The organism is Streptomyces sp. NPDC054863, assembly GCF_053610825.1.
In genome coordinates, this window is sequence record NZ_JBSGZD010000068.1 from 16,207 (window position 1) to 31,129 (window position 14,923).

General features: G+C 73.1%; 9 protein-coding genes. 1 reads left to right on the forward strand and 8 read right to left on the reverse strand.

Going from position 1 to position 14,923, the window contains the following annotated elements; translation table 11 throughout:
• Positions 1 to 17 precede the first annotated feature (17 nt).
• Positions 18 to 743 carry a ribosome-inactivating family protein gene (locus tag ACWGIG_RS15465; protein WP_453322103.1) on the forward strand — a complete coding sequence of 242 codons (726 nt, stop codon included), beginning with the start codon at positions 18 to 20 and terminating at the stop codon, positions 741 to 743.
• Positions 744 to 962: 219 nt separating this feature from the next.
• Here ACWGIG_RS15465 and ACWGIG_RS15470 read toward each other — a convergent pair whose 3' ends face one another.
• The 8 genes from ACWGIG_RS15470 to ACWGIG_RS15505 all read right to left on the reverse strand — a co-directional run.
• Positions 963 to 2,252 (reverse strand): MFS transporter, encoded by a 1,290-nt coding sequence (locus ACWGIG_RS15470; protein WP_453322095.1) that lies wholly within the window; start codon positions 2,250 to 2,252, stop codon positions 963 to 965.
• Positions 2,246 to 3,316 (reverse strand): GntG family PLP-dependent aldolase, encoded by a 1,071-nt coding sequence (locus ACWGIG_RS15475; protein WP_453322096.1) that lies wholly within the window; start codon positions 3,314 to 3,316, stop codon positions 2,246 to 2,248. The genes ACWGIG_RS15470 and ACWGIG_RS15475 overlap by 7 nt, the downstream gene beginning before the upstream one ends.
• A gap of 70 nt (positions 3,317 to 3,386) precedes the next feature.
• Positions 3,387 to 4,874, reverse strand: coding sequence for an argininosuccinate lyase (locus tag ACWGIG_RS15480; RefSeq protein ID WP_453322097.1), 1,488 nt, complete (start codon positions 4,872 to 4,874; stop codon positions 3,387 to 3,389).
• A complete protein-coding gene (locus ACWGIG_RS15485; RefSeq protein ID WP_453322098.1) occupies positions 4,871 to 6,109 on the reverse strand; it encodes an ATP-grasp domain-containing protein in 1,239 nt (412 codons plus the stop codon). The genes ACWGIG_RS15480 and ACWGIG_RS15485 overlap by 4 nt, the downstream gene beginning before the upstream one ends.
• On the reverse strand, positions 6,106 to 7,326 hold the full coding sequence (locus ACWGIG_RS15490) for a pyridoxal-phosphate dependent enzyme (RefSeq protein WP_453322099.1): 1,221 nt from the start codon (positions 7,324 to 7,326) through the stop codon (positions 6,106 to 6,108). Before ACWGIG_RS15490 ends, ACWGIG_RS15485 begins: the two co-directional genes overlap by 4 nt.
• Positions 7,327 to 7,337: 11 nt before the next feature.
• Positions 7,338 to 8,267, reverse strand: coding sequence for a GHMP family kinase ATP-binding protein (locus ACWGIG_RS15495; RefSeq protein ID WP_453322100.1), 930 nt, complete (start codon positions 8,265 to 8,267; stop codon positions 7,338 to 7,340).
• Positions 8,268 to 8,307: 40 nt separating this feature from the next.
• Complete coding sequence (locus ACWGIG_RS15500; protein WP_453322101.1) at positions 8,308 to 13,140, reverse strand: amino acid adenylation domain-containing protein; 4,833 nt, start codon at positions 13,138 to 13,140, stop codon at positions 8,308 to 8,310.
• On the reverse strand, positions 13,137 to 14,923 hold a 1,787-nt coding region (locus tag ACWGIG_RS15505), incomplete at its 5' end, for a non-ribosomal peptide synthetase (RefSeq protein WP_453322102.1). The genes ACWGIG_RS15500 and ACWGIG_RS15505, both read right to left, overlap by 4 nt.

The window sequence follows — 14,923 nt, forward strand, 5'->3', positions numbered from 1 at the left end:
CAGGCAATTACGACCAAATGGTTCACCGGCTCCGCGACATATCAGGGAGAAAGGTCGTTGACGGTGTGGGCACCACGACGACGACGAAGAATCAGTTCATCGCCGTCGAGGTGTGGAAAGGGTCCACACACGACTTGACGCTGTACTTCACGGCGCATGACCTGTACATGGTCGGATTTACGTCGAAGGGCTACAACTACCGGTTCGACGAGTCCACTTCGACGCAGCTTGAGTCCGTGGTGCGGGCCCACTATCCCAGTAACGGCAGTCGCGGGTTCACCACCCTCGGCTACAGCGGACAGTACGGTGACCTGAAGGCGAGTCAGTCCTGGCGGGGCCACAAGGACCAGAACTTCCAGGGGGCCACGCTGAACGGCCACCTCAGCGCACTGGCCGGCCTGGGAAGCTCCAAGCCCAGTTCCGACAAGTACGGAAAGCACATGGCGAAGATAATTGGAGCCACTTCGGAAGCGGTACGTTTCGGATGGATTCAGAACCGCATATCCAACACCATCAGGGGTGGTTCGGAGAACGGCTTTGACTACCTCGGGTCGTTCGGAGCCGCCCTGGAGCAGGAATGGGGCAAACTTTCCACGCTGGCCAACGACCTGCTGGCGAACGGGTCCGGGGAAGAGGTCAAGGTCGACGGTTCCGTTTATCGCAGTCTCAACGACTTCCGGTACGGACCTGCCAACTCCCCCGAGCGCAGACTCTCCATCCTGTGGGCAAAAGGCCGAGGCTGATCACTTCTGGAGTGGCGCGGGCACAGCATAGCTCCGCTGCCGCTTGAGAGCGGTGAATTCCCGGCGTCGCGCGGTCGTTTCGAGTGATGGACGGGAACTGCGCCGGAGGACTCGTGAATTCGCGTCGTGCACGCCTCACGAGAATTCCGGCGCAGTGAGGCTCTCCCCGCGGAACCCCTCTTCGCGATTCCGGCGCAATGCACGTCGTGGCGATCGCGCTCATTCGGCTCCGGCATCCATCGCCCCGCCCTTCACCCTGAAGTCCCGCAACCCGCGCAGCGGTGAGCACACGACCCACAGCGCGGCCAGGGACGTGCCGGCAGCGGCGATCCACAACGTGGGCCGGATGCCGGCGAGTTCGCCGAGCCCGCCCCCGAGGAGTGCTCCGAGGGTCAGTGCGCCGAAACCGAGGAAGCGGACGGTCGCGTTGACCCGGGCCAGCATGTCCTCGGGGCAGATCACCTGCCGGTAGCTCACCTGGGCCACGTTGTAGACGACGGTGCCGAAGCCGGTGACGAACAGTCCGGCCAGGGCCGGGGCGAGCAGCACCCCCCTGCCCGCGAGCGGGACGAGCAGCAGGGAGGGGAACGTCACCAGCGGTACCAGCCACACCGCCCGCGCCTGCCCCAGCCGCCGTACCGCCTGGTGGGCGCAGAGCGCGCCCACCAGGCCGCCCATGCCCAGGACGCCCAGGACGGCGCCGACCGCGGCGTCCGTCAGGGCGAGCGTCGAGGTCAGGAAGAGCACCTGCACCGCGCCGAGTACACCGTTGAAGAAGTTGGCGGTGGCGGTGCAGGCCGTGATCGCCCGCAGGGTGCGGGTGCGGGCCGTGTACCGCAGGCCCTCGCGGATCTCGGTGAGCAGGGCGACGCGGGGGCCGTCGGCCGGGGCCGGCGGGTCCGGCTCGCGTATGCGGCGCAGCAGCAGGGCGGCCGTGAGATAGCCGACGGCGGTGCCGAGCACCGGGTAGGCGGGTCCGGCCAGTTGGACCAGGGTGCCGCCTGCGCCGGGTCCGGTGATCTGGGCCAGGGACTGGCTGGACTGGAGGCGGGCGTTGCCTTCGAGGAGTTGGTCGCGGCGGACCAGGACGGGCAGGTGGGACTGGTAGGCGACGTCGAAGAGGACCGCGCAGACGCTGCACAGCAGGGCGACGACGATCATCTGGGGGGTGGTGAGCAGGTCGTACCACCAGGCCACCGGAACGGTGCAGAGCAGGAGCGCTCTGACCGTGTTGGCGTGCCTCATCAGGCGCCGCTGGCGTACGCGGGAGACCCACACCCCGGCGGGCAGGCCGATCAGGAGGTAGCCGGCCGTCTCGGCGGCGCTGAGCAGGCCCATCTCGAAGGGGGTGGCCGCCAGCGTCGTGGCGGCCACCAGCGGGAGGATGGTGTTGCCGATGTACGTACCGAACTGGCTGACGGAGTCGGCGGCCCAGAAGAGCTGGAACGCCCGGTGGTGCCAGAGGGACGGGGATCGTGGCGTGCGGACCTCGGTCGCTTCGCTCACCATGCGGGAATGGGTGCGGCGGCCAGGACCGCCGCGAGGGTCTCGACGGCACGGTCGATGTCGTCGGCCGTGACCCCGGAGTGGGTGACCGCGCGGAGTCGGCCGGGGCCCAGTTCCGCGAGGTGCACGCCGCGGGACCCGGCTCCTGCGATGAGGGACTCGGTGGTGTGGCGGGTGGCGTCGGTGTCCACGGTGAAGAAGACCATGTTCGTACGCGGGGGCTCCGGGTCGAGCCGCAGTCCGGACACGCCCGCCAGGCCCTCGGCCAGCCGGGCGGCGTGGGCGTGGTCGGTGGCCAGGCGGTCGTCCATCTCCTCCAGCGCGACGATGCCGCAGGCGGCGATGATGCCGGCCTGCCGCATGCCGCCGCCCAGCATCTTGCGGTAGCGGCGTGCGGTGGCGATGGACGCCTCGTCACCGGCGAGCATCGATCCGATCGGGGCGGACAGGCCCTTGGACAGGCAGAACTGGACCGTGTCGGCCGGGGCGGCGAGGGCGGCGGCCGGCACGCCGAGCGCGAGGGCGGCGTTGAAGATGCGGGCACCGTCCAGGTGGAAGGCGATCTTGTGCTCGCGGGCGAGAGCCCCGGCGGCCGCCAGATAGTCGGGGGAAAGGGGGATGCCGCCGCGGCGGTTGTGCGGCGTCTCCAGGCTCAGTACGGCGGGCAGCGCGAACTGCGGGTCCTCGGCGTCGACCGTGCAGGCCGCAGCGACCGCGTCCAGGGGCAGGGTCCCGTCCTCGGCCGCGCTGATGGGCTCGTAGACGATGCCGCCCACCACGGAGGCGCCGCCCGCCTCGTACACGTAGATGTCGGACTCGGCGCCGACGACGGCCTTGCCGCCGCGCGGGCTGTGGGTGAGCAGCGCCGTCAGGTTCGCCATGGTGCCGCTGGGCATCAGGACCGCGGCGGGCTTGCCCAGCAGCTTGGCCGCCGTCTCCTCCAGCTCGGTGACGGTCGGGTCCTCGCCGTAGACGTCGTCGCCGAGCGGAGCCTCGGCGGCGGCGCGGAGCATGCGGGGGGTGGGCAGGGTGAAGGTGTCGCTGCGCAGTTCGATGACGTGGTTCACGGGCCGAGGTTCCTTACGGTTGGTGGGTCGGAGCAGGGGGGAGCAGGGGCAACAGGGGGAAGGGCAGGGGTCAGGCAGGTGGGTGGGTCAGGGCCGATACGGCTTCGGTGAGCGTCTGTTCCGCGGCTGCCCAGCGTTCCCGTCGTGCGGTGGCGAGGGCGCTCAGCTCGCCGAGGGTGGCGGCGCTGCCGTCGAGGGAGGCGAGCACGGAGGCCGGGGCGGGGCCGCCGCCCGCTCGGGCGGCCTCGACGACCGAGGCCGGATCGAGGTGGGCCAGGAGGGTGCCGGAGCGGTCGCCGAGCCGGTCGGCGGCGACGCCCTCGAAGCAGCGGCCGGTGGCTTGGGCCACTCTGCTGATGTCCCCGACCTGGTGGTGGGCCGTACGGAAGGGAACTCCGGCGGCGACGAGGCGCTCGGCGAGGGCGGTGGCGGCAGTGTGGCCGTCCGCGGCGCGTCGGTTCATGAGCGCGGCGTCGGGTTCCGCGCCCTCGACCATCAGCCGCAGCAGGACCACGGCCTCGGTCGTGGTCTCCATGGCGGACCACAGGTGGCCGACCGCCTCGGTGCCCACGGCGATGGCGTTGGTGAAGCGGGCCGTCGACATCGCGGCGGTCGCCGAGGTGAGTGCTCCGAGTGCGCCGGCCGCCTTGCCCTGGATGTTCTCCAGCAGGAAGGCGTTGCGCTTCTGGGGCATCATCGAGCTGCTGCCGACCAGGGCGTCGGGCAGTCGCAGCAGGGCGTTCTCGGTGCTGGTCCAGGACTGGAGGTCGTGCGCGGTCCGGGTGAGGAGCACGCCGAGGACGGTGGAGGCGCACAGCAGCCGCAGGACGAAGTCCCGGGACGCGACGGCGTGCAGGGAGTTGCCCAGGGGGACGGTGAATCCGAGCAGTTCGGTGGTGCGAGCCGGGTCGATGGGCAGGGTGGTCCCGCCGGTCGCACCGGCGCCCAGGGGGTTCTCGTCGAGCTCGCGCCCGGCGTGTTCGAGCTGGTCCAGGTCTCGTACGAGAGCGGCGGCGACCCCGGCGAGGTAGTGGCCGTAGGTGGTGGGGACGGCCGGCTGGTGGTGGGTGTAGGCGGGCATGACGGTGGTGTGCCAGCGCCGTCCCCGGTCGACGAGGGCACGGCCGAAGGCGTCGGTCTCGGTGAGGAGGCGGTCGTAGGGGCGCCTCAACTGGAGCCTGAGGACGGTGGCGTTGAGGTCGTTGCGGGAGCGCCCGCTGTGCAGTACTCCCCCGGTCTCCTCGCCCAGGACCTCCACGAGGTGTCCCTCGTAGGCGAGGTAGCGGCCTCGCGGGGCGGGCCGTCGGCGCAGCGGGGCGAAGTCGGCGGCGCGCAGGGCGTCGATGCCCGTCAGCAGTCGGGCGGCGGTCTCGCGCCCGACGATGCCCTGTTCGGCGAGCATCACGACGTGGGCGCGGTCGACGTCGCTGGTGGGCCGCAGTTCGGCGGCGACCGGGTCCGCGGGGGCGCGCAGGTGCTTCTCGAAGAGGATTTCCGCGGCTGCGGGGGCCACGGCGGAGGTCAGCCGTCCGGTGGTGGTGGTGGGGGTAGTGGTCATACCTGGCTCTCCTCGGTGGGCCGGGGGCGCAGTGCGGTACGGAGCAGCGTCAGTGCGCCGTCGGCCGCACGGGACGCCTCTGGGGCGCCGGCCGCGGTGGCGATGGCGTGACCGACGCGGTCGCGGTGGTCGTGCTGCGGGGCGAGCGGGACTCCACCGCGGCCGGTGAGCGTCATGGCGGTGACGTGGAGCGGCAGCGCGGCAGGGACGGTGGCGAACTCGTCGAGGGTCGCGGGCTCCTCCACGACCAGGAAGCGCAGTGCGGCATGGTGCGCGGTACGGGGTTCGAGGTCGGCCGGGCGGCCGAGTGCGGCGGCCACCTGGGCGTGGACCAGGTCGACGGAGAGGGCGGAGCGGATCAGTTCGGGGATCATGCCGCCGCCGAGACGCGGGTTGACCTCGATCAGCACGGGGCCGCGGGAAGTCAGCCGCAGTTCGACGTGGGCCGCCCCGAAGCCGAGTCCGAGTGCTTTGACCGCCGCGACGGCGGTGTCGGCGAGGGCCTCTGCCGTGGCGGCTGCCACGGGCGCGGGCACGTCGTGGCCGGTCTCCACGAAGTGGGGGGCGGCGCCGAGGTGCTTGCCGACGACGGTGACGGCGGTGTGCTCGAACACCTCGACCGAGAACTCGGGTCCGTCGACGTAACTCTCGACGAGGAACCCGGGGGCGGTAGCGATGCCGCGTTCGTTGTGGGTACGGGCCAGCAGGCGGGCGGCGTGGGTGGTGATCTCCTCTCGGCTGCGGCACAGGCGGACGCCGGTGCTGCCCGAGCCGTCGGCGGGCTTGAGGACGACCGGCAGGCCGATCCGGTCGGCGGCGTCGAGGGCGGCGTCGGTGCTGGTCACCCGGGCGTGACCGGCGACGGGGACGCCCGCCGCGGCGAGTGCCGTGTGCTGGCTGCCCTTGTGGCGGCAGAGCGTCACGGCCCGCGGGTCCGGGCCTGGCAGACCGAGCGCGGCAGCCGCCTCTGCGGCGACGGGCACGAAGTAGTCGGAGCTGGTGGTCAGGCCGGCCGGCGTGCCGATGCCGAGCGCGGCGACCGCTTCGAGTACCCCCGCGACGCCGGAGGTGTCGGCACGGACCACGGTGACGTCGTCGGCGCGGGCGTAGTCGTAGCGGCCGGGGTCCTCGGCCAGCAGGACCGGCCGGGTGCCCAGTTCGCGGGCGCGGCGGGCGAACAGGCGGCCGGTTCCTGAGGTGTTGGACTCGACCAGGACCAGCGTCGGCTCGGTCATCGGCTCTCCGTGGGGGTGGTGGCGGGTCGGACGCCGGCGTCGCGCAGGGTGTCGATGTCGCGCAGGACATCGGTACCGCGGAAGGCGTCGGCGTCGCGCAGGGCTTCGGTCTCGCCCAGGACGTCCGTGCCGCACAGGTCATCGGCATCCCGCAAGGCGTCGGCATCGTGCAAGGCGTCGATGTCGCGCAAGGCGTCGTCGAGGGTGCGGCGGTGCCAGTCCATGCGGGCCCAGCCGCCGATGGCGTCGCGGGGGTCGGTGACCGTGCGCGGTGCGGTGGCCGCCGGGGTGTCCAGGATGCCCTGTTCGGCCAGCCATTCGTCCCGGTACACCGAGTCCTGGTAGCGGTGCCCTTCGTCGGGGAGCAGGGCCACGACCTGCTCGTCGGGGTGCCGTTCGGCGTACCAGCGGGCGGCCAGGAACGAGGCACCGCTGGTGGGTCCCATGTAGAGGGCGTGGAGGGCGTGGAGTTCCCGGGTGGCGCGGAAGACCTCGGCGGGGCCGGCCCAGTGGACCTCGTCGTAGGCGTCGTGGGAGACGTTGGACGGTACGAGGCTGTTGCCCAGGCCGCGGACCGTGCGGGGTCCGTCCGGCTGGCCGAAGATGGCGCTGGGCGAGGTGTCCACGCCGATGAGCCTCATCCCGGGTTCGACCAGTCGCAGGAAGCTGGCGGTGCCTCCGGTCGACCCGCCGGAGCCGACGGGGCCGACGAGGCAGCCGACGGGGCCGACGGCCTCGGCGATCTGCTGGGCGACGCTGGCGTAGGCGTGGGGGTTGTCGGGGTTGTGGTACTGGCCGGGGATGTAGTGGTCCGGGTACTCGGCCCGCAGTTCCTCCAGCCGGTCGAGGCGGGCGCGTTGGAAGCCTCCTTGCGGGCTGGGCCGTGTGCAGATCTCGACGCGGGCGCCCAGGTCGGTCAGTCGGCGGTGCAGGGCGGCGTCGATGGCGGGGTCGCCGACGATGACGAGGGGGTAGCCGCGCAGGCGGCACACCATCGCCAGGCCGAGCGCGAAGGTGCCCGAGGACGTCTCCAGGACCGTGGTGCCCGGGGCGAGTTCGCCGCGCTGTTCGGCGCGGTCGAGCATGAAGCGGGCCGGGAGCAGTTTCATCAGGGTGAACGCGGCGACGCACAGATTGGGGCCGATGCGGATGAGCCGGGGCAGGACGGTTGCCTCGACGATCGATGCGCTGGGTGCGGGCAGGGTGGGCGATGACATGGTCGGTGCTCTCATCCTGTGGTGGTGAAGTACCAGGTGTCGTGCATCCCGAGCGCTTCGAGGCGCGCACGGGCATGGTCGGTGCGGGTGGCGAGGTCGGGCAGGCCGGGGTCGAAGATCAGGCCGGCCACGTCGCCGCTGTGGGCGACTTGGAGGCCTGCAGCGCCCAACTCGTCGGCCACACGCAGGAGTTCGGGGAGTCGGGGTACGGGGAGGTGGCGCTGGTTGAGGCGGGCGCTGGCTGTCGCGACCCTGCCGAGCAGTGCGACGTCGCCGGTGCGGATCGCGCGGCGGGCCATGCCCAGCAGGGGGCGGAACGCCTCGACCTCCCAGACGGTGTAGCGGGCGGGCGGCAGGGCGAGCGTGTCGGTTCCCGTACCGTCCCGGCTGGTGCCGAAGCCGACGACGGCCAGCGGCATGAGCGCACCGCCCATGTCCTCGACGACCTCGCCCTCGCGGTGGGCGAACAGCACGGCCCGGTGCGTGTACATGAGCGCGTCTGAGGCGGTCTCGGCGGCGACGGCCAGGGTGGCGTACTGGGCCGGGTCGGGGTGGTGCCCGGCGGCGTCGTAGACGGCCCCGATGGCGGCGACGACGTCGGCGGTGGAGGAGCCGAGGCCGCGGCCGGGCGGGATGTTGCTGGTCAGCCGGAGCGTGCCGCCGGTGTGGGGGGTGCCCAGGGTGCGCAGCGTCAGTTCGGCGGCGCGGCCGGCCTTGGTGCGCCACGGTTCGGTGACGGTGACCCCGGTGGCGGTGTCGGACGGCTCGAAGAAGGCCTGTGAGCCGTAGAGGGGGCAGGGCAGGGTGATCAGGGCGCGGCGCAGGCGTCCGCCGGACTCGAAGACGCCCTGGAGGATCTCTCCGTGGTGTCCGCCGCTGTAGTGCGATCCCCGTATGCGGACCGCCGTCCCGGAACGTGCTGTGTACGTGTCGTGGAGCATGGCTTCCTCGGGATGGAGGGGATGGGGAGGTGGTGGGCGGTCACGCGGGGGCGACCGGTCCGGGAACGGGGTACCGGTCCGCGGCCGGGGGCAGTTCGCCGACCGTGACGAAGTGGGCGGGAATCTGGTAGTCGGGCAGTGACTCGGCGAGGAAGTCGACGAGTTCGCCTTCGTCGGGGACGGTGGCGCCGGTGCGTGGCACGAGGTAGGCGTGGAGTGCGCCGTCGACGGTGTGCACGGCCGCCTCGGCGATCCGGCCGTGGGCGGTCAGCCGGGCCCGGGTCTCGTACGGGGCGACCCGGAAGCCCGAGACGGTCGGCCAGGTGCCGGCCGTTCCGAGGATCTCGAAGCCGCCCCCGGCGTTCCATCGGGCCCGTTGTCCGGTGGGGCTCAGGGGGCGTGAGCCGGTCCGGGCGAGGTGCAGTTCGCCGGGGACGCCGGCCGGGAGGGGTTCGCCGCGGCCGTCCAGGACGGTGGCGGTGACGCCGGGTGCGGGGGTGCCGACGGGGACGACGGCCTCGCTGTGTTCCGGTGCGTGCCGGTGGAGGCGGCACAGCGCCAGGGGCAGGTCCGGTGTGCCGGACCCGAGGGCGAGGCGGCAGGCGCCGGCCGGTTCGCGCAGGGCGGCCGGGTCGGTGTCGGGGCCGAGGACGAGGAGGGCTTCGGCGCCGTGGGCGACGGCCGGACGGTGGTGGGCCAGCAGGGTGTTGGCGGTCGTGTCGGGCAGCAGGACCGTGGAGAAGGGCTCCTGTCGTGCGGCGAGAAGGGCGGCCAGGGCGGCGGGCGAGTCCGGCGCGGTCGGCGGCAGGACGAGGGTGCCGCCGCGGGCCAGGGTGGTCCAGACCTCCAGAAGGAGGAAGTGGCCGCCCGGGAGGCCGAGTTGGGGGACGCGGGCGGCGGTGAGGCCGAGCGCGTCGAGGGCGCCGAGGGCGGTGCCGAGGGCGCCGTGCGTGATCGGTGCCCGGTCCGTCAGGGCGAGGATGTCGCCGTCGGCGGGACGCCGGCCGTGGGACGGCCCCGGGAGGCCTGCGGCCTCGTGCCCCTGCGGCGGCTCGTACCCCGCCGGCCCCGGAGCCCCGTGTCCCGGCGGCGTCTCGTGGCCCTGCACGCCATCCTCAAGCAGCACGCCATCCTCAAGCAACGCGCCGTCCTCAAGCAGCGCGTCGCGCTCAAACAGCCCGCCGTCCTCAAGCAGCGCGTCGCGCCTCGGAGGCGCCTCGCGTCCGGCCGTGTGGAGGACCTCGATGAGGAGGTCCTCGGTGAGGAGTACGTCGCCTTCGGCCGGGGCGGCCCCGGGGGCGAGGACGCGCGCAGGTGCACCCGTGCGGGCTGCGGCCAGGAGTGCGGCGACCAGGTCGGTGCCCGACGGCAGCCGCACCGCGACCGGTCGGCCGGGACCGGCCCCGGCCCGGACCAGGAGGCCCGCGATCGTGTCCGCCCGGGTGCCGAGGTCGCGGTAGGTGACCTCTCCCGCCGCCGTGCTCAGGGCCACGGCGGTGGGGCGCCCGGTGATGTGGCCTTCCACCCGTTCCACGACGCCGGGTCCTTCGGGCCGTGCCTCCACCTCCGGGGCGGGGTCCTTCTCGGTGAGCGGAAGCCGGGAGACCGGCACGTCGGGCGCCTGGAGCGCGGCCCGCAGCAGGGTGCGGTAGGCCTGCACCATGCGGCGCATGGTGTCCGCGTCGAAGAGGTCGGCCGCGTACTCCCACAGGATGGTCAGGGTGTCGTCCTCGCTGCTGGGACGCATGCCCGCCCGCTGCTCGGCGCGCGGGATGACGACGATGTTCAGGTCGGCCTTCGACGAGCCGTTGTGCTCGACGTTCACCTCGCCCGTGAGACCGGCGAAGTCGAGGTCGGGGACGGCGGAGTCGTGGAAGCTGAACAGGGCGGAGAACAGCGGGTTGCGCGACAGGTCGCGGACCGGGGCAGCCGCCTTGACGAGCTGCTGCAGCGGTACGTCCTGCCAGGCGTATCCCTCGACGGCGGTGGCGTGGACCTGCTCCAGCAGCCGGCGGAAGGAGGGGTCGTCGTCGAGCCGGACGCGCAGCGGCACCGTGTTGACGATCATTCCGATCAGCCGCTCGGCCTCGGTCAGCCTGCGGTTGGCCACGCCCACTCCGACGACGAAGTCGTCCTGGGCCGTGTAGCGCGAGAGCAGGGCGGTGAACCCGGTCAGCATGAGCGAGTAGAGGGTGACGCCGGCTTCCTTGGCCCGGGTGCGCAGCAGGGCGTACTCGTCGGGGTCGAGGTTGAGCTTCACCATGTCGCCGCGGAAGGTGAACTCGGGCGGGCGGGGGTGGTCGGTGGGCAGTTCGAGTGCCGCGGGGGCGCCGGAGAGCACTCCGGTCCAGTGGTCCGTGTAGCGCTTCGCGACGGGGCCGGTGAGCCAGGACCGCTGCCAGGCCGCGAGGTCCGCGAACTGGAACTGCGGTTCGGGCAGCGCGGGGGCGCCGTCGGCGAACACGGCGTACAGGCGCGTGAGTTCGTCGACGAATACGGCGAACGACCAGCCGTCGTGCACCAGATGGTGCTCCAGGTGCAGCAGCCGGTGGGCGTCGGGAGCGTCCCGTACCACGACCCAGCGCACCAGCGGCGGCGTGTCGAGTTCGAAGGGGCGGGCCTTCTCCCGTGCGACCAACTCCCGCCAGGCGTCCTCCCGTTCGGCCTCGGGCAGTGCACTGAGGTCCACCAGGGGTACGTCGATGTCGAGGGCGTCCATCTCGACGGGGCACTGTGCGGGGACGCCGTCGACCTCGCGGAACGCGGTGCGGAAGATCTCGTGGCGGCGGAGAAGTTCGGTGAGGGCGGCGCGCAGGGCGGGCAGGTCCAACTGGCCGCGCAGGCGCAGGGAGGCCTGTACGCGGTAGGCGGGGTTGCGGGGCGAGAGCTGTTCGAGGAACCAGATGCGTTCCTGGGGGAAGGACAGCGGCAGGGGCCGGGTGCGGTCGGCGTGCCGCAGCGGGGGCGGCACCGGGGCAGTGCCGTCGTCCTCCCCTGCGGCCTCGGCGGCGGTGCCGGCCTCGCCGCCGGCCGCCGCGGTGGCGTCGACGAGCGCGGCGATCTGGCGGGGCGTGGTCCTGCGGAAGAGTTCGGAGAGCTGGATCTCGACGCCGAGGTCGGTGCGGATGCGGGCCGCGAGGCGCCCCACCAGCAGGGAGTGGCCGCCGAGTTGGAAGAAGTTGTCGGTGGCCCCGGCCTCGGTGCCGCCGAGGAGTTCGGTCATCAGGGCGGCGACGGCCTGCTCGCTCGGGGTGGCCGGCGCCTCGCCGTGCCCCGCGCGGGTCTGGTGGGGCACGGGCAGCGCTTCCCGGTCCACCTTGCCGCTGGGGGTGAGGGGCAGGGCGGGCAGGACGACCACGGTGGAGGGGACCATGTGGGCGGGCAGGGTGCGCGCGCACCAGGTGCGCAGGTCTTCGGGGACCACCGCCGTGTCGGGGGTGGAGGCGTAGCCGACCAGGACGTCTGCCCGTGGCACGACGACGGCGTCGGTGACGGCGGGGTGCGCGCGCAGTGCTTCCGCCACCTCGCCGGGTTCGACCCGGAAGCCGCGGATCTTGACCTGGTGGTCGGCGCGGCCCGCGTAGGCGTAGCGGCCGTCGGGCAGCAGGCGGGCCAGGTCGCCGGTGCGGTAGGCGCGGCCTCCGTCGGTGGGGACGAACTTCTCGGCGGTCAGGGCGGGCCGGCCGTGGTAGCCGCGCGTCACGCCGGCGCCGGAGACGACGAGTTCGCCGATGTCGCCGGGGGCGACGGGCAGCCCGTCCTCGTCCAGGAGGTCGATCCGTACGCCGGGCAGGGGCCGCCCGATGTCGGGTGATCCGGGTCCGGTCACGTCCCCTGTGGTGGCGCAGATGGAGGTCTCGGTGGGGCCGTAGGCGTTGATCATGCGGCGGCCCCGTCCCCAGCGGGCCGCGACCTCGGCGGGCAGGGCCTCCCCCGCGCAGGCCAGGGTGCGCAGGGCGGGGAGTTCGGCGTCGGGCAGGGCGGCGACGACGGAGGGGGGCAGGACGGCGACGCTCACCTCGAAGCGGGCCATCAGCTCCAGCAGGCCGGGGCCGGGCACGATGCTGTCGGGGTCGGCCAGGACCAGGGCGGCGCCGGCGGTGAGTGCGATGCCCGTCTCGCAGACCGAGGCGTCGAAGCTGGACGGGGCGAACTGCAGGACGCGGTCGTCGGCGGTGACGCCCCATTCGGTGCGCATGCCGTACACGGTGGCGGCGACGGAGCCGTGTTCGACGAGGACGCCCTTGGGGCGGCCGGTGGAACCGGAGGTGTAGATGACGTAGGCCAGATCGGTGGGGCCGGGCGCGGGCAGGCAGGGTTCGCGGACCGTTCCGGGGGCGGCCTGGGTGTCCGTACTCCCGGTCCCGAAGGTCCCGGACGGCCCGGAGGATCCGGAAGCGGTCGGGGTTTCGGGGGCGAGGATGCGGACGCCGTCCGGCAGGCGTCGGGCCGAGTCTTCGTCGGCGATCACGAGGGTGGCGCCGGAGTCGCGGAGCATGTACTCCAGCCGGTCCTGCGGGTAGGACGGGTCGAGCGGGACCCACGCCCCGCCCGCCCGCATGACGGCGAGCACGGCGACGGCCAGGTCGGGGCCGCGGCCGACACTGATGCCGACCAGGTTCTTCATGGGCCGGGGCTGCACGGAGCCCGTCTGCGTGGACCCCGCCTGGGCGGGAACCGTCAGCGTGGACCCCGTCCGGGTGGGCGCCGTCTCCCGGCCGACGCCCGCGGCGGTCAGCCGGTGGGCCAGCGCGGCCGAGCGGCGTTCCAGGGCGGAGTAGGTCAGGACGCCGCCGGACCACAGGAGGGCCGGCGCGTCGGGGGTGCGCGCGGCGTGGTCGAGGAACGCCTCGTAGAGCAGGGGAGCCTTCATCGTGTCGTACCTCGTTCGCTGTCCGCGGGACTGGTGGCGTGGGCGGTGTCCGCGAGGAGGTGCTGCACCTCGTCGTCGGACAGGGTTTCGATCTCGGCGAGGATCAGGTCGTGCAGGTGTGCCGCCGTGGCCGCCACGGTCGGGTGTTCGAAGATCGCGCTGAGCGGCAGGTGGATGCCGAACGACCGCCGCATCCGGTTGACGGCACGGGTGGCGAGCAGGGAGTGGCCGCCGAAGGAGAAGAAGTCGTCCAGGACGCCGATGCGGGGCAGGCCCAGCACGTCGGCCCAGATGTCGGCGACGGCCTGCTCGGTCCCGTCGCGCGGGGCGAGGTGTTCGCTCTCCTGGTGGTCGCCCGGGTCGGGTTCGGGCAGGTTCGCGGGGCTGAGCTTGCCGCTGGCCGAGCGGGGCAGGGCGGGCAGGACGGTGACGGTCGCGGGCACCGCGTATCCGGCCAGCCGGGAGGACAGGTGTGCGCGTACGTCACGGGCGGTGGCCGTTTCGTCAAGGAGCGCGACGTAGGCGGCCAGCCGCAGGTCGCCGCAGGGGCCGCCGCGGGTGACGACCGCGGCGTCGGTCACGGCGGGGTGCTCGCGGAGCACGGCCTCGATCTCCCCCAGCTCGACGCGCACGCCGCGCACCTTCACCTGCCGGTCCATGCGCTCCAGGTACGCGAAGGTGCCGTCGGGGCGCATCCGGCCGCGGTCGCCGGTGCGGTAGAGGCGTTCGCCCGGCCGGTAGGGGTGCGGTACGAAGGCGGCGGCGGTCTTCGCGGTGTCGCCCAGGTAGCCGCGGGCCAGTCCGGTTCCGGCGATGCACAGCTCGCCGGGGACGCCGGGCGGCAGGGGGGCGAGGCGGTGGTCCAGGACCAGGACCTCGTTGTTGTCCATGGGCCGGCCGAGGCTGACCGCGCCGGTGCCCTCGGTGTCGTGGGGGCCGCAGGTGTGGAAGGTGGAGTCGATGGACACCTCGGTGGCGCCCCAGGTGTTGTCCAGGCTGACCGCGTCGCCGAACGCCTCGCGGAACCGGCGTACCAGAGCGGGACGCAGGGCCTCGCCGCTGGACAGGACGGAGCGCAGGTTGCGGCGCAGGGCGGTGATGTCGTCGGCGGTCAGTTCTTCCAGGAACAGGTCCAGGACGCTGGGTACGAACTGCACGTGGACGGCACGGTGGTGGATCGCGGCGTCGACGAGGGCCCGCGGGTCGCGGTGCAGGCCGGGCGGCAGCAGCGCGACGGTGCCGCCGGTCATGAGCGGCCAGAGGATTTCCACGGCCGCGTCGTCGAAGGGCAGGGTCGTCTTGTGCAGGACCGTCTCGCCCGCTCGCAGGTGGTGCCGGCGCTGCATCCAGGCCATGCGGTTGACCCAGCCGCCGTGGGTGCAGGCCACGCCCTTGGGCCGGCCGGTGGAGCCGGAGGTGTAGTACACCGCGCAGAGGTGGTCGGGGTGGACGCGCACCGTGGGGGGATCCGCCTGCGCCAGCGGGTCGACCGTGAGGGGCAGGGCGCCCGCCCCGGTGACGAGGTCGGCGTGTTCGGGGGCGGTCAGGCAGACACCGGCGCGGGCGTCGGTGAGGAGGGTGGTGATCCGGGAGGCGGGGGTGGAGGGCTCGATGGGCAGGTAGGCCCCGCCCGCCTTGAGAATGCCGAGCAGCCCGACGACCATCGGGACCGACCGGTCGATCAGCAGGCCCACCGGTACGTCCGGTTCGACGCCGTGCGCGATCAGTTGGTGGGCGGTCGCGTTGGCCGCCGCCTCCAGTTGCGCGTAGGTGAGTGTGGTGC